Origin of the sequence: Streptomyces sp. NPDC048291, assembly GCF_043201715.1 — a bacterium.
Classification (GTDB): Bacteria; Actinomycetota; Actinomycetes; order Streptomycetales; family Streptomycetaceae; genus Streptomyces.
The window spans coordinates 198,111-219,582 of the sequence record NZ_JBICZC010000019.1; the positions used below are offsets into that span (position 1 = coordinate 198,111).

17 protein-coding genes, 1 tRNA gene and 1 pseudogene are annotated in these 21,472 nt (G+C 72.4%); 15 read left to right on the forward strand and 4 right to left on the reverse strand.

Going from position 1 to position 21,472, the window contains the following annotated elements:
* Window positions 1-10 precede the first annotated feature (10 nt).
* From ACGF5O_RS42595 to ACGF5O_RS42625, 7 genes and pseudogenes are all read left to right on the forward strand, one after another.
* Complete coding sequence (locus ACGF5O_RS42595; RefSeq protein ID WP_362593184.1) at window positions 11-937, forward strand: metallophosphoesterase; 927 nt, start codon at window positions 11-13, stop codon at window positions 935-937.
* Window positions 938-1,023: 86 nt separating this feature from the next.
* Entirely contained in the window at window positions 1,024-1,785 is a 762-nt protein-coding gene (locus tag ACGF5O_RS42600) for a Pr6Pr family membrane protein (protein ID WP_393815310.1), read from the forward strand.
* 74 nt (window positions 1,786-1,859) lie between these two features.
* A tRNA-Pro gene (locus tag ACGF5O_RS42605) sits at window positions 1,860-1,933 on the forward strand.
* A 1,075-nt stretch (window positions 1,934-3,008) separates the two neighbouring features.
* Window positions 3,009-4,361, forward strand: coding sequence for a DUF4041 domain-containing protein (locus ACGF5O_RS42610; protein WP_393815311.1), 1,353 nt, complete (start codon window positions 3,009-3,011; stop codon window positions 4,359-4,361).
* A gap of 31 nt (window positions 4,362-4,392) precedes the next feature.
* Window positions 4,393-4,608 (forward strand): annotated as a pseudogene (locus ACGF5O_RS42615) (restriction endonuclease); the annotation flags it as partial.
* Between the two features lie 129 nt (window positions 4,609-4,737).
* Window positions 4,738-5,523, forward strand: coding sequence for a hypothetical protein (locus ACGF5O_RS42620; protein WP_393815312.1), 786 nt, complete (start codon window positions 4,738-4,740; stop codon window positions 5,521-5,523).
* 106 nt (window positions 5,524-5,629) lie between these two features.
* Window positions 5,630-5,920 (forward strand): SCO0607 family lipoprotein, encoded by a 291-nt coding sequence (locus tag ACGF5O_RS42625; protein ID WP_393815313.1) that lies wholly within the window; start codon window positions 5,630-5,632, stop codon window positions 5,918-5,920.
* A gap of 92 nt (window positions 5,921-6,012) precedes the next feature.
* Here ACGF5O_RS42625 and ACGF5O_RS42630 read toward each other — a convergent pair whose 3' ends face one another.
* Window positions 6,013-7,137: a hypothetical protein gene (locus tag ACGF5O_RS42630; RefSeq protein WP_393815314.1), complete on the reverse strand. Its 1,125-nt coding sequence runs from the start codon at window positions 7,135-7,137 to the stop codon at window positions 6,013-6,015.
* A gap of 283 nt (window positions 7,138-7,420) precedes the next feature.
* On the opposite strand from ACGF5O_RS42630, the gene ACGF5O_RS42635 reads away from it, so the two are divergent.
* The 4 genes from ACGF5O_RS42635 to ACGF5O_RS42650 all read left to right on the forward strand — a co-directional run bounded on the left by ACGF5O_RS42635 (window position 7,421) and on the right by ACGF5O_RS42650 (window position 11,312).
* The gene (locus ACGF5O_RS42635) at window positions 7,421-8,035 is read left to right on the forward strand and encodes a DUF1326 domain-containing protein (RefSeq protein WP_393815315.1); all 615 of its coding nucleotides are present in this window, start codon (window positions 7,421-7,423) and stop codon (window positions 8,033-8,035) included.
* Complete coding sequence (locus ACGF5O_RS42640; protein ID WP_393815316.1) at window positions 8,032-8,802, forward strand: DUF2182 domain-containing protein; 771 nt, start codon at window positions 8,032-8,034, stop codon at window positions 8,800-8,802. The genes ACGF5O_RS42635 and ACGF5O_RS42640 overlap by 4 nt, the downstream gene beginning before the upstream one ends.
* A 329-nt stretch (window positions 8,803-9,131) precedes the next feature.
* Window positions 9,132-10,511 carry a beta-1,3-glucanase family protein gene (locus tag ACGF5O_RS42645; RefSeq protein ID WP_393815317.1) on the forward strand — a complete coding sequence of 460 codons (1,380 nt, stop codon included), beginning with the start codon at window positions 9,132-9,134 and terminating at the stop codon, window positions 10,509-10,511.
* A 141-nt stretch (window positions 10,512-10,652) separates the two neighbouring features.
* Window positions 10,653-11,312 carry a zinc ribbon domain-containing protein gene (locus tag ACGF5O_RS42650; RefSeq protein WP_393815318.1) on the forward strand — a complete coding sequence of 220 codons (660 nt, stop codon included), beginning with the start codon at window positions 10,653-10,655 and terminating at the stop codon, window positions 11,310-11,312.
* Here ACGF5O_RS42650 and ACGF5O_RS42655 read toward each other — a convergent pair.
* Window positions 11,301-11,993, reverse strand: a complete 693-nt coding sequence (locus ACGF5O_RS42655; protein ID WP_393815319.1) for a GNAT family N-acetyltransferase — start codon at window positions 11,991-11,993, stop codon at window positions 11,301-11,303. The two genes, ACGF5O_RS42650 and ACGF5O_RS42655, sit on opposite strands and share 12 nt — an antisense overlap.
* Before the next feature lie 145 nt (window positions 11,994-12,138).
* On the opposite strand from ACGF5O_RS42655, the gene ACGF5O_RS42660 reads away from it, so the two are divergent.
* The 4 genes from ACGF5O_RS42660 (at window position 12,139) to ACGF5O_RS42675 (ending at window position 19,672) form a co-directional block, all read left to right on the forward strand.
* Window positions 12,139-13,305, forward strand: coding sequence for a permease (locus tag ACGF5O_RS42660; protein ID WP_393815320.1), 1,167 nt, complete (start codon window positions 12,139-12,141; stop codon window positions 13,303-13,305).
* A gap of 100 nt (window positions 13,306-13,405) precedes the next feature.
* A complete protein-coding gene (locus tag ACGF5O_RS42665) occupies window positions 13,406-14,323 on the forward strand; it encodes a class I SAM-dependent methyltransferase (protein ID WP_393815321.1) in 918 nt (305 codons plus the stop codon).
* A 474-nt stretch (window positions 14,324-14,797) separates the two neighbouring features.
* On the forward strand, window positions 14,798-16,375 hold the full coding sequence (locus tag ACGF5O_RS42670) for an adenosine deaminase (protein ID WP_393815368.1): 1,578 nt from the start codon (window positions 14,798-14,800) through the stop codon (window positions 16,373-16,375).
* A 105-nt stretch (window positions 16,376-16,480) separates the two neighbouring features.
* A complete protein-coding gene (locus ACGF5O_RS42675; RefSeq protein ID WP_393815322.1) occupies window positions 16,481-19,672 on the forward strand; it encodes an ATP-binding protein in 3,192 nt (1,063 codons plus the stop codon).
* Here the strand turns inward: ACGF5O_RS42675 and ACGF5O_RS42680 are convergent.
* Together ACGF5O_RS42680 and ACGF5O_RS42685 are read right to left on the reverse strand one after the other, a co-directional pair.
* Window positions 19,650-20,471, reverse strand: coding sequence for an ABC transporter permease (locus ACGF5O_RS42680; RefSeq protein ID WP_393815323.1), 822 nt, complete (start codon window positions 20,469-20,471; stop codon window positions 19,650-19,652). The two genes, ACGF5O_RS42675 and ACGF5O_RS42680, sit on opposite strands and share 23 nt — an antisense overlap.
* Window positions 20,468-21,463: an ATP-binding cassette domain-containing protein gene (locus tag ACGF5O_RS42685; RefSeq protein ID WP_393815324.1), complete on the reverse strand. Its 996-nt coding sequence runs from the start codon at window positions 21,461-21,463 to the stop codon at window positions 20,468-20,470. The genes ACGF5O_RS42680 and ACGF5O_RS42685 overlap by 4 nt, the downstream gene beginning before the upstream one ends.
* Between the last annotated feature and the right edge of the window lie 9 nt (window positions 21,464-21,472).

The window sequence follows — 21,472 nt, forward strand, 5'->3', positions numbered from 1 at the left end:
CGATGGTCGTATGCGCGCTCGATACGGAGTACCCCTGGGAATCGCGGCGTTCGGCGCCGCGGGTGTGTTGTACGCGGCCGGCTTCGAGGTCCGTTCCTTCCGCCTGCGCCGGGTGACGGTCCCGGTCCTCCCGCCGGGGATGCGTCCGCTGCGCGTGCTCCAGGTCTCCGACATCCACATGGTGAGCGGCCAGCGCAAGAAGCAGCGCTGGTTGCAGTCGCTGGCGGGCCTGCGCCCGGACTTCGTGATCAACACGGGCGACAACCTGTCCGACCCGGAGGGCATCCCCGAGGTGCTGGACGCGCTGGGCCCCCTGATGGAGTTCCCGGGCGCGTACGTCTTCGGCTCGAACGACTACTACGGCCCCAAGCCCCGCAACCCCGCCCGCTACCTGCTGGAGAAGGTGAACGGCAAGCACGGCCTGAACGGCAACCCGCCGGTCGTCGGCGCGATCCACCTCCCCTGGCAGGACCTGCGGGACGGCTTCGACGGGGCGGGCTGGCTGAACCTGACGAACACGCGGGGCACCCTGAAGATCGAGGGCGCCTCGGTGGAGCTGACAGGGCTGGACGACCCGCACATCAAGCGCGACCGCTATCCGCAGGTGGCGGGCGGCCCGTCCGGTACGGCCGACTTCTCGATGGGCGTGGTGCACGCCCCGTACCTGCGCGTCCTGGACTCCTTCACGGCCGACGGCTACCCCCTGGTCCTGGCCGGCCACACCCACGGCGGCCAGCTCTGCGTCCCCTTCTACGGCGCCCTGGTCACCAACTGCGACCTGGACGCGGACCGCGTGAAGGGCCTGTCCACGCACACGGCCGAGGGCCGTACGTCGTACCTGCACGTCTCGGCGGGCTGCGGCACCAACCGCTACACCCCGGTCCGCTTCGCCTGCCCCCCGGAGGCGACGCTGCTGACGCTGGTGGAACGCAAGTAGAGCGGGAGGCCGGGTTACCCGCCCGGGTAACCCGCCCGGCCCAGACCAAAATGCCGAACATGCCCCTTTCTCCCTAATTTGAGGGCATGACGACTCCTCCGATACCCAGGGACATACCCGACCTCCCCGCGGTGCCGGGCACGCCCGTGCTCATGCCCGGATACGTTCCGGCGACGGCCGTGGTCGCGCCCGTCCGCCGCCCCGCGACCGCGGTGTTCCGCCTCGTGACGGCCGCGCTGGCGTCGGCGGGCGTGGCGCTGGAGCTGCTGCTGGGCAGCCCGGACCGGATCATGGGCTACTTCGGAGTCCAGGCGGCGGTACTCCTGACCCTGGTGAGCCTCGCCTCGGCCCGCCGGGCCTGGCGGGCGGGCCGCCCCCTGCCCTCGTCCCTGACCGGCGCGGTACTCCTCTACGCCGTCGTCTCGTCCTTGGTCTACCACCTGCTCCTGGGCCACACGACTCCCCCGTTCTCCATGACGGGCTCGACGCACCTCCCGGTGGCCTGGCACGGCCAGTGGCTGGCCCTGCAGCTCCTCTACACGGCGGCCCCCGTGGCAGCACTCGTGGACTGGCTCGTCCTCACGCCCCCGGCCCGCCTGCACCTCCGCCAGACACCGGTGTGGATGCTGTACCCCCTGGCCTACCTGACCTTCACCCTCGTCCGCGCGGAGCTGCTCCTCCCCGGCACGCCGGGCCGCTACCTCTATCCCTTCCTCGACGCCGAGCAGCACAGCTACCGCGCCACCCTCGCCAACGCCCTCCTCCTGGGCCTCGCGTGCTACGCCCTCGCGGTCCTCCTGGTAGCCCTGGACCACACCCGCCCGAACCCGGTCGGACGCCGCCCCTAAACCGGATTTCGTCTCCAGCCACCAGTGGGCTAAAGTAAACGACGTCGCCGCGACAAGCAGCACAGCAGCGACACCGGGGTGTAGCGCAGCTTGGCAGCGCGCTTCGTTCGGGACGAAGAGGTCGTGGGTTCAAATCCCGCCACCCCGACAGCCGAAACAGCAGGTCAGGCCTGGTACTGAGAGATCAGTACCAGGCCTGATTTGCTTTGCGGCCCCATTTCGGGGGCCATTTGGGGGCCATTGGGGGGCCATTGGGGGGCCGACTTCGGGGAGCGGCTCCCTGCGCGAGGTGTTCCGCCTTCGAGCACGGCGTGCACTCTGCAAGAGAAGCCGACCCGGTCACGTCGGACAGCCCCATGCCCAAGCAGGATGGGAAGTGGCAGGCGGAGATCACTGGCCCGGGGCGCTTCCACCTGGAACACGGCTATCACCCGGACCGGCCGGAACCAGCTCAGCACAGACAGCGGTCAACGGACTCCGGCGAACGCAGCTCCGTCGGCCTCGCGTGGTAGGCCCAACGCTCGCCGATCTCGATGTGCCCATTGAGCCAGGCCCGTTGGACCCATCACTGGGCGTTTGCCATAACTACCGGCGCGAGTTGCTCATCAGCGGGTTGACGGCGCTCTGCGAGGCATCGCGCGAAATGGCTTCGCCCCGGCGGGGACCGCAAGGAGGCACAGCGGCACGTCCGGCCATCCGTGCTGTCCCTCGCAGCGCTTCTCACCGGACGACGCTCCCTCCACGGACGGGGCTCAGTGACTCGCCGACCGGTTCACCGGTCGGGGACTTCGTCGCGTTCCACCTGGAACCCGTGGCCCTCCTCCGGAGAGACCCTCACACATAGTCACAGTATGGTCACGAGGTGGAGTATGCGGTGATCAAGTGGCTGATCAGCAAGAAAATGTCACTCTACGTTTGCCGGGAATGTCCGGTGCCCTGTGTGCTGGGGAGCCTCAGGGGCGAGGGGGTGGGGAATGACTACTTACCGTTTCAATCCGCCGCCGGGTTGGCCTGTGCCACCCGCGGGATGGATGCCTCCGCCGGACTGGCGGCCCGACCCCACGTGGCCCCCGATGCCGGCGGGATGGCAGCTGTGGGTTCCTGAGGCCGGCTCCGACAGCGACGCCCTCGCTGTCGGCCCTGCCACGGTCGCTGCCGGGAGCACGACCGCGGTGCCGGCGCCTCGGAAGGGGGGGCTGTTCGGGCGCCGGCGTTCGGATGCCGTGTCCGAGGCCGAAGAACTGCGGGCGTGGATCGAGAGGACACAGGGGCTGGATGCCGTGCGGGTCGCCGGTCTTGTGCGGCAGACCGAGGCGGAGGCCGCTGCACTGCGTGAGCAGATGTCCGCCGAAGCCGCCGAGGAGGCCGAGGGGATCCTCAAGGACGCCCGTGAGACGGCGAAGGAGATTCTCGGCGACGCGCGCCGGACGGCGAAGGAGACCGAGCGGGTCCGCAAGGAGGCCGACCGGCACCGCAAGGACGTCTTCGACGCCGAGCGGCGGCTTGCCGAACTGCAGGCCCGGATCGTCAACGCCGACGAGACCGCCATGCTGCAGGAGGCCGGGATCTATGCCTACCGGCATGCGCTGCACGACGCGATCGCCTACCGCAGCCGGCTCGACACGCTGCAGAACGAGATCAAGGCGCTCGCCCGTGCGGGCCGCGCCGTGCAGGCGGCCACGGACTGGACGGTCAACGGCTCCAAGCGCGAGGGCCAGAAGATGGTCCGCGACTTCTCCAAGCTCATGCTGCGCGCCTACAACGCCGAAGCCGACTACGCCGTGCGGTCCATGCGGCCGCACCGGCTGAGCTCCCTCGTCGACCGTCTCTACAAGAGCCGCGAGACGATCGCCCGGCTCGGTGCCACCATGCGCATCCGGATCACGGACGAGTACCACAACGCGCGCGTGCGGGAGTTGAAGCTGACCGCCGACTTCCTGCAGAAGAAGGAAGAGGAGAAGGAGGCCCAGCGCGAGGTGCGCGCCCGGGAGCGTGAGGAGGCGGCGGTCCAGCGGGAACTCGACCGGCAGCGCGAGAAGCTGAACAAGGAACTCGGCCACTATCAGTCAGCCCTTGACCGCCTGCGCGAGCGCGGTGACGACGCGGGTGTGGCGGAGATGGAGGCCAAGCTGGCCGAGATCGAGAACGCTCTGCAGGACGTCGAGTCCCGCGCGGCGAACATCCGCGCCGGCTATGTGTACGTCATCTCGAACATCGGCGCCTTCGGCGATCGCATGGTGAAGATCGGCATGACCCGGCGGCTCGAACCTCTGGAGCGCGTCTACGAGTTGAGCGGCGCGGCCGTACCCTTCCGGTTCGACGTGCACGCGCTGATCTTCAGCAAGGACGCGGTCGGCCTGGAGACGGAACTCCACCGCCAGTTCGCCTCGAAGCGGGTCAACCAGGTCAACAGCCGGAAGGAGTTCTTCTATGCCACCCCGGCGGAGGTGCGCGATGCGCTGCAACGGTTCGCCGGACAGCACCTGATCGAGTTCACCGAGGAACCCCAGGCGCTGGAATGGCGGGCCGGCAGGCGAACGGGCGGAGCCGGTACGCCCGTCGCAGGCGCAGCATGAGCTGCCACCGGGCATCACTACGATCACCGTCATGGACTGGCTGGAGCGGGCCGCGAAGCTGAGGCAGTGGAGTCGGGACGGGGTGCGGGCGCCGCACAAGCCGTTGCTGCTGCTGTACGCGCTGGGCCGGTTTCAGGCGGATGCCGCGGACGAGCTGCCGTACAGCGCGGTGGAGGCGGATCTGAAGCAGCTGCTGGCGGAGTACGGTCCGCCGCGCGGGACCACGCCCGCCTATCCCTTCCACCATCGCGCCCCTGCGCGCCGACGCCGGAGCTCCGACTTCCGGAGTGATCCACGTCCGCACCCGGCTCACCGCCGACTTTCCGACGCGGCCTAAGCCGGTGACTGGGTGTGGATGCTGGCAGGATGCGGGCTCGTGGGGACGAGAGGTGACAGTGACGAGGCGTACGTAGTCGGGCTGTGCAACCGGGTGCTCGGGGAGAGGGCGCTGACCCAGCACACGTTCGACTGGCTGCGGGGCGACCCCGGGGTGGGTGGGCGGCGGGCCAGGCTGCCGGTCGACGCGTACTGGCCCGGTCATCAACTCGTCGTCGAGTACCGGGAACTCCAGCACGACCGGCCCACGCCCCACTTCGACAAGCCCGACAGGCTCACTGTCAGCGGGGTCCACCGGGGCGAGCAGCGGGCGCTGTACGACGCCAGGCGTGAGACGGAGATTCCCGCGCACGGACTGCGGCTGGTCGTGATCCGGCCGGCCGATCTCGACGCGGACGGGCGCGGGCGGCTGCGTCGCCGTGACCAGGAGTCGGATCTGGGCGCGCTGGAGAAGATCCTGGCCCGTCCCAGCGACGAGGACCGGGTCACCGACGCCTTCCGTACCTGGCTGCTTGCCGAGGGCTGGACACCTGTCGATCCCACGGACCGGTGGACCGATCTCGAGGCCGTGCGCGGCGACGAGCGGCTGATCTGCGAGGCCAAGGGCCGCACCAGCGAGAAGGGGGTCGACGCCGACATCGCCTACGGGCAGTTGCTGCGGCGGATGACGAGCCAGGAACCCCGCATCCGGTACGCGCTGGTCGTGCCGTCGTCGTCCGTCGAGGCCGTCGAGCGTGTTCCGGCGCAGGTGCGCAGGCTGTTGCGCGTCGACGTGTACGAGGTGACGGACGACAACGCGGTACGCCGAAGGCCGCTCTACGTTTGAGTAACCCGTACGCCGTCGCTGAGCCCGCGTACTCATGAAGCGCCGGACGGTCTCCGCCAGCCTTGTGCTCACACCGACCGAGCACATCGCTGAAGGAGCTTCCACCATGGGCAAGCGCACACGAGCCGCGGTTCTCGCTTCCGGCCTGGCCCTTGCGGCCGGGTTGCTGTCCGCCTGTTCGTTCACCACGGCGGACGCCATCTGCAACACGGGTGAGGACCCGGTCATAGCCGTGGGCAGCACCGGCAGCGCCTGCGTGAAGAGCGGTGAGGCCGCGCCCAAGGGGTACCTGCGCTACCCCGCGGGGAAGGTGCCGGAGCACGTCGGGGACAAGTGGGACACGTACTGGGAGTCCCACACGCTCGACGAGAACGGGAAGATCGTCCCGGCCTCGTAGTCGATGCGCGGCGCATCGGGTCGGATGCCGGGACGTCTCTGCCGTGCCGAGGAGTTTTCGTCCGCGGTAGTCATCGGACCGGTGGGAGACGGCTAGAAGAGGCCTGCCGAAACGTGCTGGGCCAGGTTGTCGTGGATCTCGCGCAGCCAGGGGCTGTGAACGGCCGGCAGGCGGGCCAGGGTGTTCCGGAACGTTCGCGGGTCCGCGCGGAACAGGTATGCGGGGCGCGGCGGGAGCGGGGCGTCGCGGAGGACGTCGGTGGGCAGGCTGCCCGACGCCGGTACCGGCAGGTCCGACCGGGGGAAGGCCATCCACTGCCACACCGCCAGGGGTATCGGCACCTGAGGGGCCGGTACCGGTGCCGCCGGGCTGTCGGGGGTCCAGTTGCGGCCCGTCTGCGGGTGGACCGGGACGAGGTGGATGTCCACGTCGGCGCCGGGGGCGGGCAGACCCGGGCCCGCCAGGGCGACGCGGCGCCGTGGCCCTCCCGTGGGCAGCAGGGTGTCGAGGGTGCGCCGGAACACGTCGGCGACCAGGCCGTCGGGGACGGTCACCGGCCGGCCTTCGGAGGCGGCCAGCAGGTGCGCGAGCGCCCGGCCCGCGGCCGCCTCCCACCGTGGGCTCCACGACCAGAAGTGGTCGGATCCGAACCGTCCGCCCCAGGTGGCGATCGGCTCGTACGGGGGCGTGCTCCGGTCCTCCGCCAGCAACTCCGTCCAGGTGAGCGCTGCAGCGCCGGCGCCCTCGACACGACGACGGCGCACCGCGTCCGGGGCGAGCCACACCGCCTGCCAGAGCGAGCAGTCGTCGATCCTGGTCGCCACGGCCAGGCCGCACGCCTCGCACGCCATGTTGGGACCGTCGGCCCCGTCGAGGCCACAGCAGTAGCCGCTGTCCTTCCCGGGTATCAGCCTGGTTCCGCGGGTGTCCCCGGGTGCGACCACGGTCGCGCCGGGCGCTCCGCCGGACAGGGTGAGGACGGGCGCGTGGATTCCGCGGGCCTCGGCCTCACCCGGGGTGATCTCGTCCCAGGGCCGCCACGGAGGTCCCCACGGGTCGGGGTCCACGGCGAAGGTCCCCGGTTCCATCAGTACCGGCAGCTGGATCCCGTTCCCGTAATGCTGATGGGCGTGGGCCGGAAGGCAGACCTCGGACAGCGGTGCCGTCAGCTCGGCGTCACACCGCGCGCAGACGAAGACGAAGGCGAAGACGAACAAGAACCCTCCGCAGGGGCAGGGGAATCGGCCGCATCGTCGCACCTCGGTCACGTCCGGCCAACGGGTTTTCCCGGCCGGCACCGACGGTCGTCCCCCCCGTGCGCCGGAGCGCCCTGCCGCCGACGACGCCGACGCCGACGCCTGCGCCCCCGCCTGCGCCGTCGTCGGCGCCCGTGGCGGATCTGCGGGACCGGCCCCCTCGGGAATAGCCTGAAGAGGAGAGCGGTACCGGATGGAACGGGCCCTCCAGCGGCATTCCCTTCGCCGAAGGGGAGGTAGAGCGATGCCCTGGAATCTGAACGGCACGTATCTGGAGAGTTGCAACTGCGACGTGGTCTGTCCCTGTACCACGTCGGGGCTCACCGCGCCGGCCGATCACGAGCGCTGCCAGGTGACCTTCGCCTTCCACGTGGACAGCGGGAACGTGGACGGCGTGGACGTCTCCGACCACACCGTCGCCGTCGTCGTCGACGCGCCCCGGGTGATGGCCGAGGGCGGCTGGCAGGTGGCGCTGTATCTCGACGCGTCCGCCGACGACAGCCAGGCCGATGCCCTGGGCAGGGTCTTCTCGGGCGAGGCCGGCGGGCCCATGGCGGCGCTCGCCCCGCTCATCGGCAAGGTGCTCGGCGTGCAGCGCGTTCCCATCGAGTACGGCGACGACGGCCGCCGCCACACCGCGCGGGTCGGCGACGTCATCGACATCGAGATCGAGGACCAGGTCGCCCCGCAGTTCGGCGAGGACGGTCCGGTCATGCACCTGACCGGCATGTTCCACCCGGCGAACAGCACGCTGGCCATCGCCCGGTCCACCCGGGCCCGGGGCGGCGGCGTGTACGGCCGGTCCTGGGACTTCTCCGGCGGCAACGCGCACTCGGCGCCCTTCGCGTGGTCCGCGTGACCGGTCGGCCGGTCACCGTCGGCCGCGGGGCGGCGCCCGCCGGGCTGCTCCTGGTCGCGGCGGCCGCCGCCTGGGTCTGGGTGGTGGCGCGCTGGGGCGGCATGGCGGCGATGCCGGGCACGATGGGCCTGGGCCTCCCCGCCTTCCTGGCCGTGTGGACCCTGATGATGGCCGCGATGATGCTGCCGGGCACGGCGCCCGTCGCCGCGTTGTACGCGCGCACCATCACCGTGCACCGGACGCCGCGCATGGTCGTCTTCACGGTCGCCTACCTGCTCGTCTGGGCCGCGGCCGGGCTGCTGGCGTACGGGCTGGTCACCGGCCTGGGCCGGGTGGCGAGCCTGCCCGCCGCGACGGGGACCGCGGTGGCCGCGGCCGTCTTCCTCGTCAGCGGCGTCTACCAGCTCACGCCCCTCAAGGACCGCTGCCTGGCGAGGTGCCGCTCGCCGGTCGGGCAGCTGCTGCGCTACGCCTCGTACCCGGGGCGCTCCCGTGACCTGCGGGCCGGAACCCACCACGGGGCCTTCTGCCTGGGCTGCTGCTGGTCGCTGATGGTGCTGCTGGCGGCGTTCGGCGTGATGAACCTGTGGGCCATGGTGGTCCTGACCGCCGTGATCACCGCCGAGAAGCTGGCCCCGGCCGGCCACCTGGTGGCCCGTGCCGTGGGGATCGCCTCGCTCGCGCTGGCCGTCGCCGTCTTCTGGTTCCCGGAGCTGGCTCCGGGGCTCACCGGCGGCGGTGCGGGTACGGGTATGACCGGGATGTGATGCCGGGGTACGCATGACCGGTCGGGACCTCCGGCGGCGGCTGCCCGGCGCCACGACGCCGCGGAAAGGTCCGTACCGGATGCGTCAAGGGTTGTAGAAACGGTCCGGTCGTGTGCCGTCCGAGCGGTCGGAAATCTAATGCGGTGGACGGCGGTGGCGCGACTCCAGGGCCGGGATCAGCGGTGTGTCGTCCGCGGGGCCGCAACCCGACCGATTTCGGCTTCAGTTGTTGACGGCCGACGGGGACGGGTCTACAACCCGAGGGAGCGCTCTCACATCTGCCGTTGCTCCATCCCCACGCACGCCGAACCGGCCTGAGGAGACTTCGCATGCAGAGTTCCGTCGGCGCACCCACCCGCAGACCACCGACCGCCGCCGTACTCCCACGTCCACGTCCACGCCCGCGCCCGCGCCTGGCGCTCGGTCTGGTGGCCGCCCTGATCGCCGCCTGCTTCGCGGTCCTCGCCCCGTCGCCCGCGCACGCGGCCGACCAGTTGCTGTCCCAGGGCAGGCCCGCCACCGCCTCCTCGACCGAGAACGCGTCCTTCCCCGCGAGCGCGGCGGTCGACGGCAACACCGGCACCCGCTGGTCCTCCGCCTTCGCCGACCCGCAATGGCTCCAGGTCGACCTCGGCTCCGTCCAGCAGCTCAGCAGCGTCACCCTGAACTGGGAGGCCGCCTACGCGACCGCCTTCCAGATCCAGATCTCCACCGACGCCACCACCTGGACCACCGTCTACTCCACGACCACGGCCACCGGCGGGACCCAGAACCTCGCCGTCACCGGCAGCGGACGCTACGTCCGCCTCTACGGCACCGCGCGGGGCACCCCGTACGGCTACTCGCTGTGGGAGTTCCAGGTCTACGGCCCCGGGTCGACCACCCCGCCGGACGACTTCTGGGGCAGCACCGGTGACATACCCGCGGCGCACAACGCCGTCGAGGTGAAGATCCTCAACCGCACCAACGGCAAGTACCCCGACAGCCAGGTGTACTGGAGCTTCAACGGCCAGACGCACTCCATCGCCGAGCAGCCCTACCTCGACATGCCGGCCAACTCCGCGGGCCGCATGTACTTCTACCTGGGCTCGCCCACCAGTTCGTACTACGACTTCATCGAGTTCACCGTCGGGAACAACGTCTTCAACGGCAACACCACCCGGGTCGACGCCTTCGGCCTGAAACTGGCCATGCGGCTGCACAGCAAGGACGGTTACGACACCGAGGTCGGCGAGAACCGGCAGACCTTCGCCGAGGACCGCGCGACCACGTTCCAGCGGTTCGTCGACGCGGTGCCGTCCCAGTTCGACGTACTGGCCCAGACCCAGGCCCCGTACCGGATCATCGCGCCCGGCAGCGACCCGGGCTTCCGCGCGGACGGCGCCAACGCGAACTACTTCACCTCGTACGCCCAGTCGGTGGGAGTGAACGCCGCCACCTCCGACATCTTCGGCTGCGCGGCCTCCCTGGCGGCCGACCCGAACACCTGCGCCGCCCTCAACCGGCACGTCGCGACCCTGCCGGCCGCCCAGCAGTCCGACCCGGCCCGGTTCTACACGGCGGCCCCCGCCAACTACTACGCCAAGTTCTGGCACGACAACGCCATCAACCACCTCGCCTACGGCTTCCCCTACGACGACGTGGCCGGCCAGTCCTCCTTCGTCTCCCACGCCGACCCGCAGTGGCTCCTGGTGGCCGTCGGCTGGTAACCGCTCCCGAGGAGAAGGGCCGTGGGCCGGGGCAGTCGTCTCGGCCCATGGCCTGAACTCGGCCGCTTTGGCCAGAACCAGTACCGTTTCCCCTGCGTCGTACGGCATGTGTGCCGATGGCCTGACCTGTGGGGGGACCACATGAGCGCCGAGATCTACTTCAGCAACAACTACCGGGACCTGTGCGAGCGGAACGGGACCGGTGCCGGGTTCCAGTTCGAGTTCTCCTGCGCGCGCTGTTACGACACCTGGCGCTCGCCGTTCGAGCCGTACACCGGGGAGCGGGCCGCCACCTGGCTCCGCAAGGGCGTCGACGTGGCCTGGGGGCTGCTCGGCCGTACCGGCACCGGGCTGACGTCGGCGGCCGACGGGCTGGCGGGAGCCGGGTACGGGCGCTCCCGTGACGAGGCGTTCCAGCGGGCGATCAACAACGCGCAGGGGCACTTCAACCGCTGCGCGCGCTGCACCGACTACGTGTGCGGCCGTTGCTGGAACGCGGCCCAGGGCCTGTGCCTGCGCTGCGCTCCGGACACGGCCGCCGAGGCCATGGCGGCCCAGCAGCGCGGCCTCAACGACATGGCCTCGCAGCGCGCGTACGCGGCGGGACAGCAGGCCGGGCAGGGCTACGACCCCAGTACGCCCCGCCAGTTGGTCTGCCCGCAGTGCCGCACCGAGACGCACGGCGCCGCCTTCTGCTCCGGCTGCGGTTACCAACTGGCCCAGTCCGAACGGTGTTCGTCCTGCTCCGCGGACGTACCGAACGGGGCCGCCTTCTGCCCGGGTTGCGGTTCACGCAGGTAGCCGGCCGGCGCCGCGGCAGCGGGTGAGCCGGGCCGTCGGCGTGTGCGCGAGCCAACGGGCGTCGATCTCACGGCCGTTCGGGAGGGTGTGGCGTGGCGGTCCGTCGGCCGCCACGAAGCCGGCCTTCGCCAGGGCACGGCCGCTCGCGGTGTTCGCCGGTTCGTGTCCCGCCCGGAGTGTCTCCAGTCCGAGATGGGCGTGGCCGAGGATCGCGGCGGCCCGGAACAGTTCCGTGCCGAGCCCCAGGCCCCGCGCGTGCGGCGCCAGCCATCCGCCGACCTCCCCGGTGCCGGGGTCCAGCTCCGTGGCCCCGGCGTACCGGCCGTCGTCCAGGCGTACGCCGATCAGCACTTCCACCGCGCCGGGGCCGGGTTGGTAGGGCAGGGACAGCAGGCGCCGTGCCGTCCTGGACGCTCGCAGCTCGCCGGGGTCACCGGGGTGCAGCCGCAGCAGGTCCTCGCGGGCGTGGGCGCCGACGACGTCGCTCACCCTCCAGCCGAGCCAGCGCTGGGCCTCGGGGTCCGAAGCGGCGGCCATCGCGGCGACGAGGTCCAGCATCGTCTCCGGGGTGTAGAGCAGCAGGCGCTCCGTGCGCAGGGTGTGCCGCCGGTGCCCGCACGGGCCGGGCAGCGGAAGCCCAGGGGCGGCCGGCCGCCCGCGCCGGAACCGTGACCAGACCATGCGACTCTCCCCCCAGCAACCCGCGGCCGCGGCGGAGTCTACCCCCGGCCACACGGCCATCCCCGGATACCGTGGCACCACTGGCCAGATACCCTCCAGGGGTATATAAACAGAGGGTCGTGATCGGCTGCGAAGGGCGGACACCATGCACGCGGTCGGGCACGCGCTCTCCATCGCCGGGTCGATGACCTGGGAGATCACCTGGGCGCTGATCCTCGGCTTCACGCTCTCCGCGGTGGTGCAGGCGGTGGTGCGCCGGGAGACGGTCGTACGGCTGCTCGGCGACGACCGGCCCCGTACGCTCGCGCTCTCCGCGGGGTTCGGCGCCGCCTCCTCGTCCTGCTCCTACGCCGCCGTCGCGCTCGCCCGCTCCCTGTTCCGCAAGGGCGCGAACTTCACCGCGGCGATGGCCTTCGAGATCGCCTCCACCAACCTCGTGATCGAACTGGGCGTGATCCTGGCCCTGCTGATGGGGTGGCAGTTCACCGCGGCGGAGTTCGTCGGCGGCCCGGTCATGATCGTCGTCCTCGCCGTGCTCTTCCGCGTCCTGCTGCGCGAGCGGCTGCTGCGGCAGGCGCGGGAGCAGGCGGACGAGGGACTCGCGGGCTCCATGGAGGGGCACGCGGCGATGGACATGTCGGTGGGCGGCGAGGGCGGTTTCGCGCGCCGGCTGTTCTCCCGGGCCGGGTTCACGTCCGTCTCCCACATCTTCGTCATGGAGTGGGCGGCGATCCTGCGCGACCTGGTGGCGGGGCTGCTGATCGCCGGGGCGATCGCCGCCTGGGTGCCGGACGACTTCTGGCAGAGCTTCTTCCTGGCCGGCCACCCGCTCGCGGCGAAGCTGACGGGACCGCTGATCGGTCCCGTGGTGGCCATCGTGTCGTTCGTCTGCTCCATCGGCAACGTGCCGCTGGCCGTGGTGCTCTGGAAGGGCGGCATCAGCTTCGGCGGCGTCATCGCCTTCATCTACGCCGACCTGCTGATCCTGCCGATCCTCAACATCTACCGGAAGTACTACGGCGCCCGGACGGCCGCGTTCCTGCTGGGCACCTTCTACGCCTCGATGGTGGTGGCCGGCTATGTCGTGGAACTCGTCTTCGGGGGCCTCGGGCTGATCCCCGACCAGGCCGACGCGAAGATCCCCGACGAGGGGATCAGCTGGAACTACACCACCTGGCTCAACATCGCCTTCCTGCTGCTGGCCGCCGCGCTGGTCGTACGGTTCCTGCGCACCGGCGGCCCGATGATGCTGCGGATGATGGGCGGCTCGCCTGAGGCCGGGGAGCACTCCCACGGGCAGCACGCGGACTGAGGGGCCGGGGAAGGGGGGAGAACGTCCGGGTCGGACCCATTCACCCCGCATTCGCCGCGGAGCATCGCCGCGGAGCATCGCCGCGCAGAAGGAGATCAGGTTGGACCGCAGCCACGACCTCGCCGTCGCGCCCGCCGTGCGTGCCGTCTACGGGCCGCAGGACCTCAGCTCCGCACCGGCGTTCGCGGGCGGGTTCATCAACTTCGGCCACTGGGCCCGGATCCCGCTCGACCGTCCGCTGACCGCCGAGGACCGGGTGCGCAGCCAACGCGACCTCTACCGCCACCTGTTCGGCGCCCTCGACGGGGCGGACGCCCGTGCCGTCGAGGTCGGCTGCGGGCTGGGGGTCGGCGCCGCGCTCGCGCTGGAGGAGTTCGGCTTCGCCGCCGTGACCGGTCTGGACATCCACCCCGAGCAACTGGAACGGGCCCGCCGGGCCAACGCCGGCCTGCTCGCCCGGGCGCCGGAGCGGCTCGGTTTCGCGCACGGGGCGGCGGAGCGGATGCCGTTCGAGGACGGCCGCTTCGACCGGCTGTACTCGGTGGAGGCCGCCCAGCACTTCCGTGACCTGACCGCGTTCGCCCGGGAGGCCGCGCGCGTGCTGCGCCCCGGCGGCCGGCTGGCCGTCACCAGCTTCTTCCTGCCGGCCGGCGCCGAGGACGCGGGCGGGGAACTGGCCGCACGCCTGGAGAGCTTCGCGTCCGGCCTGGACGTGGCCCACCCGCTGGGGACCCTGCTCGACGCCCTCGGCGGCGCCGGCCTGACCGGCGTACGGGCCGAGTCGATCGGCGACCACGTCTGGCCGGGCCTGGACCGCTTCCTCGCCGGCATCGACCTGCCCGTGCAGTGGCCGCGCAACTTCCTGCCGGCCTACCGCGACGGCCTGCTGGACTACTACGTCGTCACGGCGGACCGCCCGACACCTGACCGCCCCGACGACGACACCTGGCCGTCCCGGCCGCCGACGCCTCACCGACCCGGCCGCCGACGCATGGCAGGCCCGCCGACCGACGCCTGACCGCCCCGACGACGACACCTCACCGTCCCGAACGACCGAGTCCCTACTGAGCGATCAGTGCCGCAATTCCTAATGAGCAGCCGAGTCGTCGTGGGGCGCCGAGCGGCGAATCGGACTAAGCCACAACCACGGCAGACGCCTGAAAGCCACACCCGGCACCCCTGGGTGAGCCAACCCTACGAATGGCTCGCTCATCCCGATCAACAAGGTAGGGACTCCTGACCGTCCTGGCCGCCGACGCCTCACCGTCCCGCCGGTCGGCGCGCGGCTGCGCTGCGCCCGCTCGGGTGGCTCTGTGGTGTGTGCCGCGTGGCTGTCCGGTCGCGGCCGGGCCGACTTGATGATCATCGGTCCGTGACGACCTACGACGGCGCTCGCACCGCCGGCCCCCCACGCCGCACGGCGCCCGCCGTCGCAGCCGCCTCCGGGCACCCGGCCCTCGCCCGCGTCCCCGCCCGTGCCCTCGCCGCGGTCCTGACCCTGCTCTGCTGCTGCCTGCTGGCCGGGCTCTCGGCCGCGGCACCCGCCGCCGCGCTGCCCCGCCCCCGAGCCGTGCCACGCCCCACGACGGAGGCCGAGGCCCGCACGGACGCATACCTGGCGTCGCTGCGGACGGCGGACCCGGACCGCGCCCGGGCCCTACGCGGGTTCTTCCTGAGGCTGCCCAAGGGCGGCGACCTGCACAACCACCTGTTCGGTGCGGTCAGGACCGAGTACCTGATCGAGCTCGCCGCGGAGGACGGGCTCTGCATCGAGACGGCGACGCTGACCGCCGTCGTACCGCCCTGCGGCCCCGGCACCCGGCCGGCCGCCGACGCCCGCGGCGACCGGGACTTCCGCGAGGCGATCCTGCGGGCCTGGTCGATGTACGGCTTCCCGCCCGACCAGAGCGGGCACGACCACTTCTTCGCCACGTTCGACAAGTTCGGGCTGGTGCCCGCGCTGCACCCGGGCGCTGTGCTCGCCGAGGTCGCCGACTCGGTGGCGGCGCAGCACCAGTTCTATCTGGAGACGATGGTCAACCCGGCCTCCGACCGCGCCGAGCAGCTGGCCGACGAGGTCGGCTGGGACCCCGACCTCGCCGAGATGTACGCGAGGCTCGCGGCGGGCGGCCGGCTCGACGAGGTGGCCGCCGAGGCGCGCCGGGCGACGGACGACGCGGAGGCCGGGTTCCGGGCCGCCGCCCGCTGCGGCACCGACCGGCCCCGCCCCGGCTGCCGCCTCACCGTGCGCTACGTCTACCAGGCCTTCCGCGGTGAGTCCCGCGAACGCGTCTTCACCGAGCTGGCCCTCGGCATGCGGCTCGCCGAGACCGACCCCCGCTTCCTCGCCGTCAACCTCGTCCAGCCCGAGGACGGACCCGTCGCGCTGGCCGACTACACCGTGCAGATGCGCATGGTGAGGTTCCTGCACTCGGTCTATCCGAGCGCCCATGTCACCCTGCACGCGGGCGAGTTGCGGCCCGGCCTGGTCGACCCCGAGGACCTGCGGTTCCACGTCCGGGAGGCCGTGGACATCGCCGGCGCCGAGCGCGTCGGCCACGGCGTCGACCTCCGGCACGAGGACGACTGGCAGCGGACGGCCCGCACGATGGCCGCCCGGCAGACCGCCGTCGAGGTGCCGTTCACCAGCAACGCCCAGATCCTCGGCGTGCGCGGCGCCGCGCACCCTTTCGACACGTACCGGGCGTACGGGGTGCCGGTCGTCCTGGCCACCGACGACCCCGGAGTCTCCCGCACCGACATCAGCCACGAGTACCAGTACGCGGCCGAGACGTACGGCCTGACGTACCCGGAGCTCAAGGACCTGGCGCGGGCCTCGCTGGAGTACGCCTTCCTGCCCGGCCGGAGTCTGTGGCAGGGCAACCCCACGCGCGAGGGGTACCGGCCGGTCGCCGCGTGCGCGGGGCAGCTTCCCGGCAGTGGGCGGGCGCCGGGCGCGGAGTGCCTGCGGCTGCTCGGCGCGAGCCCGAAGGCCGCCGTGCAGTGGCGCGAGGAGGCGGCCTCCGTTTCCTTCGAGCGGACCGTCGCAACCAGGCAAGTCGGGCGGTAGAAGCGCCCCAAAGGGGCGCGGGGAACTGCGCGACCGGCCACGAAGGCGCCGCAGTCGACGAACGGCCTGTCCCGGCGCTTCCAGCGGAGCGCCTAGTCTGCACGGGTGACCACCGACACCACCGAGCTCACCCTGCTGACCCGAGTTGCCTGTCGGGGGCGGGAGATCACCGCGCCGCGGCTGCGTGGGCTGTTGGCGCTGCTGGCCGCGGAGTTGCGCACCGGCTGCAGCACCGGGCGGCTGGTGGAGGGGCTGTGGCCGGACGAGTTGCCGGAGCGGCCGGGCAAGGCGGTGCAGATCCTGGTGTCGCGGCTGAGGTCGCAGCTGGGTGCCGAACTGGTCGTGAGCACGCCGACGGGGTACCGGCTGGGGCTCGGCGAGACGCAGGTCGACAGTTCCGCGCTGCTCGTGCACGAGCAGGCCGCCGCCGAACGGGCGCGGGCCGGGGACCACGAGGGCGCCCTCGCGCGGGCCGAGGCGGGGCTGGCGCTGTGGGACGGGAACGTGGGCGCCGGGGCGGACGAGGAGCTGCACGACCCGGTGGCGGCGCTGCGGGCCGAGCGGTTGCCGGCGTACCGGGCGCTGGCGCGCTCGCACGCCCTCGCGCTCGCCCGGCTGGGCCGCTGGGCGGAGGCCACCGCGCCGCTGACCGAGCTGAACCGGGAGCTGCCCCGGGACGAGGAGGTGCTGGCGGAGCTGCTGCGCTGCGAGGCGGCCGGCGCCGGGCGGGCCGCGGCACTGACCCGGTACGACGGCTACCGGCGCCGGCTCCGGGACGAGCTGGGCAGTGATCCGGGGGCCCGGCTCCGGGCCGTGCACCAGGAGTTGCTGAGCGCGGACGCGGCACCGGTCAGGCACGGGGTGCCGCACGAGCCGAACCCGCTGCTGGGGCGGGACGCCGACGTCGTCGCCGTGGCCGGGCTGCTGCGCGGTGCCCGGGTGGTCACCGTCGTCGGCCCCGGCGGGCTCGGCAAGACCCGGCTCGCGCACGCGGTGGGCCGGGCGGCCGAACAGCCCGTCGTGCACTTCGTCGCCCTGGCCGGTGTCACCGACGAGGACGTGGCCGACGAGGTCGCCTCGGCCGTCGGCGGCGTGGAGGGCGGCCGGCTCCCGGGCGGCGGCAAGGACGCGGGGAGCGGGATCGTCGCCGCGCTGGGTCCGGGCCCCGCGCTGCTGGTGCTCGACAACTGCGAGCACGTGATCGCCGGCGCGTCCGCTCTCGTCCAGACGCTGGTGTCGCGGTCGAAGGAGCTGCGGGTCCTGGCCACCAGCCGGGCCCCGCTCGGGCTGACCTCGGAGTCCGTGTACGCCCTGCCGGAACTGTCCCTGGCGACCTCCGTCGAGCTCTTCGGGCAACGGGCGCGGGCCGCCCGGCCCGGCGTGGAGCTGCCCGCGGACCGGGTCGCCGAGATCTGCCGGCACCTGGACGGGCTGCCGCTGGCGGTGGAACTGGCCGCGGCCCGGGTCCGGGTGCTCTCCGTGGCCGACATCGCGCACCGGCTGCGGGACCGCTTCGCGCTGCTGCGCGGCGGCCCACGGGACGCCCCCGAACGGCACCGCACGCTGCGGGCCGTGGTCGAGTGGAGCTGGAACCTGCTGGAGCCGGAGGGCCGGGCGGCGCTCCGCGCGCTGTCGGTGTTCCCCGGGGGCTTCGACGCGGACGCGGCGGAACACGTGCTCGGCGAAACCGAGGGCGAGGGCGAGGGCGGCGACGGGGGCGCGACGGAGCTGCTGGAGCAGCTGGCCGACCAGTCCCTGGTCAAGGTCGGTGAGAGCGGTGCCGGGGTGCGCTTCCACATGCTGGAGACACTGCGGGAGTTCGGCGCCGCCCGGCGGACCGAGGCGGGCGAGGACGAGGCCGTGACGGGCCGGTTCCTCGCCTGGGCCCGGGAGTTCGGCCGCGCCCACCACGCCGCGATGTACGGCGCCGAGGCGCCGGCCTCCTTCGACCGGGTCCGCGCCGAGCAGGACAACCTGGTCCTCGCGCTCCGGCACGCCCTGGCCCGCGCCGACGGGCCGGCCACCGCCGCCGTCACCGCCGTCCTGGCCTCCCTGTGGTCGGTCGGCAACAGCTACACCCGGTTCGTCACCCTCGCCACCGAGACCGGCGGGCCGCTCTCCCACTTCCGGCCGGACCCCGGGCACCCCGAGGACGTGGAGACCGCCCGGAGCGCGGCGGCCGTGTGCGCGGCCGGCCTCTTCATGGGCTACGGCCCGCATGCCGTACGCCAGCTCGTCACGCTGCGCCGCCTGCCGCCCGCCCCTGCGGACACCGTGCCGCGGGCGCTGGCCGCCGTGCTGTGCGCGGTCCCGGAGACGCGCCCGCCGGAGTACGCGCGGCTGGAGGAGCTGTGCGACGCCCGCGAGCCGCTGCTGTCGGGCCTCGCGGCGGGCGTCGCCAGCTACCTGTGGGAGTCCGCGTACGAGACGGAACGCGCGCTGCGGTACGCCCGCCGGATGCTCGCCGCGGTGGGGCCGCTCGGCAATCCGATCACGACGCTGCTCAGCCACGGGCGGATCGGCGAACTGTGCCTCAAGACGGAGCGCGGCGCGGAGGCGTACGACCATCTCCGGGCCGCCGACGCGCTCAGTGGGGCCGGCACCTGGTCGGACGCGATCGGCGTCCGCTACGGGCTGGTCTCCGCCTGTCTGCAGCGCGGGGAGATCGAGGAGGCGGAGTACTGGCTGGGCCGTGCCGCCCCGGACCGGCAGCCGGAGTCCGCGCAGGTCTTCAGTCCCGAACTGCTGCAGGCGCGGGCGGAGATCGCGCTGGCCCGGGGGCTGACCGAGGTCGGCCTGGGCCTGTGGCGGCAGGCGGCGACCGGGATACGGGAGGCCGGTGCGCTGGCCCCGGACGACCCCTTCCTGGACTCGTGGTCGCTCCAGGTGCAGGCCGCCGCGCTCGCCGCGCACGCGCAGCACGGCCGCCTCGAACCGGTGGCCGAGCTCGCCCGGCACCTGCGGGAACAGCTGCTCGGGATGCTGTCGGGCGACGCCTCCGGCGCCGGGGACCTGCTGGAACTGCCGGTCTACGGCTCGGTGCTGCTCGCACTCGGCCACGCCGGGCTGGCCCGGGGCGACACGGCGGCGGTCCGGCTGCTGGCGCTGGCGGAGGTGCTGCCGGTGATGCGGGACCTGCCCACGCTCTCCTCGGCCCGGTCCCGGGCGGCGGCCGGGAAAGCGGACGGGGCCGCGTACGCCGACGCGAGGTCGGGGTACGCGGCCCTGGGGCGGGATCAGCTGCGGGCTGCGGCCCGGCAGGCGCTGCACGAGGTCACTGCCGGGGCTCACGGCTGAACCGGGCCTTGGACCACAGGTAGCCGAGCACACTCAGCCCGAGGCCCCAGCCGAAGGCCAGCACCGCGTTCGTCGTGCCGATCCCGCTGCCCAGCAGCAGACCGCGCAGGGTCTCGATGAAGGGCGAGAACGGCTGGTACTCGGCGAACCAGCGGAACCAGCCCGGCATGGCGTCCACCGGCACGAACGCGCTGGACAGGAAGGGCAGCATCACCAGCGGGGTGCCGATGTTGCTGGCGCCCTCGGGGTTGGGGCTGATCAGGCCGATGCCGACGGCGAGCCAGGTGAGCGCGAGGCTGACCAGGGCCATCAGTCCGGCCGCGGCGAGCCACTCGACCGGCGAGGCGTCGGGCCGGAACCCGATGGCGAGTCCGATGCCCAGGACCAGGACCAGCGCCATCATCGTCTGGATCACGCTGCCGACCACGTGTCCGATCAGCACCGAGGCGCGGGAGATCGCCATGGTGCGGAAGCGGGCCATGATGCCCTCGGTCATGTCGGTGCACACAGCCACCGCGGTGCCCAGCGAGGTCATGGCCACGGTCAGCATGAGGATGCCGGGCACGAGGTAGGCGATGTACTCGGAGCGGTCGGCGTGACCGCCGGTGATGCCGGCGCTCATCACGTTGCCGAAGACGTACACGAACAGCAGCAGCAGGATGATCGGGGTGAGCAGGAGGTTGAGGGTGAGGGAGGGGTAGCGGCGGGCGTGCAGGAGGTTGCGCCGCAGCATGGTGAGGTTGTCGCGGAGGGCGTGGGAGAGCCGGGTCGGGCGGGCGGGAGCCAGGGGAGTGCTCATCGGACGGTCTCCTTGTCGGTCGAGGCCACGGGGTTGCCGGTCAGGGCGAAGAACACGTCGTCCAGGTCGGGGGTGTGCACGGAGAGTTCGTCGGCCTCGATGCCGGCGGCGTCCAGCCAGTCGAGGATGGCGCGCAGCTCGCGCTGGGTGCCGCCGCTGGGGATCTGGAGGGCGAGGGCCTCGTCGTCCCGGCTGGTCTCGCGCAGTTCGGTCGCCGCCCGCTCGTAGGCCGCCGGGTCGGAGAACCGCAGCCGTACGTGGCCACCGGGCACCAGCCGCTTCAGTTCTTCGGCGCTGCCCTCGGCGACGAGCCGGCCGCCGTTGAGCACCGCGATGCGGTCGGCGAGCTGGTCGGCCTCGTCCAGGTACTGGGTGGTGAGGAAGACGGTGGTGCCGCCGGAGACCAGCTCGCGGATGATCTGCCACATGGTGTGGCGGGAGCGCGGGTCGAGTCCGGTGGTCGGCTCGTCGAGGAAGATGATCCGCGGGCGGCCGACCAGGGTCATGGCGATGTCGAGGCGGCGCTTCATGCCGCCGGAGTAGGTGGAGGCGGGCTTCCTCGCGGCCTCGGTGAGGTCGAACCGCTCCAGCAGGTCGGCGGTGACCTGCCGTCCCTCGCTCTTGGAGAGGTGGTGCAGGTCGGCCATGAGGAGCATGTTCTCCTCGCCGGTGATCAGCCCGTCCACGGCGGAGAACTGGCCGGTGACCCCGATGGCGGCCCGTACCTTCTGGGCCTCGGCGGTGAGGTCGTGTCCGGCGATCCGGGCGGTGCCGCCGTCGGCGGAGATCAGGGTGGACAGGATGTTGACCGCCGTGGTCTTGCCGGCGCCGTTCGGTCCGAGGAGCGAGAAGACCGTGCCGGCGGGGACCCGGATGTCGATGCCGTCGAGGACGGTCTTGTCCCCGTAGGCCTTGCGCAGCCCGGTGGCCGCGATCGCGAGTTCGCGTTCGCCTTCGTGTCCGTGTCCGTGTTCGTGTTCGTTCGTCGTCATGCCGCAGAG

Excerpts from the sequence above, each read along its gene's own strand:
- ACGF5O_RS42595 (WP_362593184.1), top strand. The coding sequence starts at position 11 with ATGCGCGCTCGATACGGAGTACCCCTGGGAATCGCGGCGTTCGGCGCC.
- ACGF5O_RS42600 (WP_393815310.1), top strand. The coding sequence starts at position 1,024 with ATGACGACTCCTCCGATACCCAGGGACATACCCGACCTCCCCGCGGTG.
- ACGF5O_RS42625 (WP_393815313.1), top strand. The coding sequence starts at position 5,630 with ATGGGCAAGCGCACACGAGCCGCGGTTCTCGCTTCCGGCCTGGCCCTT.
- ACGF5O_RS42635 (WP_393815315.1), top strand. The coding sequence starts at position 7,421 with ATGCCCTGGAATCTGAACGGCACGTATCTGGAGAGTTGCAACTGCGAC.
- ACGF5O_RS42645 (WP_393815317.1), top strand. The coding sequence starts at position 9,132 with ATGCAGAGTTCCGTCGGCGCACCCACCCGCAGACCACCGACCGCCGCC.
- ACGF5O_RS42650 (WP_393815318.1), top strand. The coding sequence starts at position 10,653 with ATGAGCGCCGAGATCTACTTCAGCAACAACTACCGGGACCTGTGCGAG.
- ACGF5O_RS42655 (WP_393815319.1), bottom strand. The coding sequence starts at position 11,993 with ATGGTCTGGTCACGGTTCCGGCGCGGGCGGCCGGCCGCCCCTGGGCTT.
- ACGF5O_RS42660 (WP_393815320.1), top strand. The coding sequence starts at position 12,139 with ATGCACGCGGTCGGGCACGCGCTCTCCATCGCCGGGTCGATGACCTGG.
- ACGF5O_RS42680 (WP_393815323.1), bottom strand. The coding sequence starts at position 20,471 with ATGAGCACTCCCCTGGCTCCCGCCCGCCCGACCCGGCTCTCCCACGCC.
- ACGF5O_RS42685 (WP_393815324.1), bottom strand. The coding sequence starts at position 21,463 with ATGACGACGAACGAACACGAACACGGACACGGACACGAAGGCGAACGC.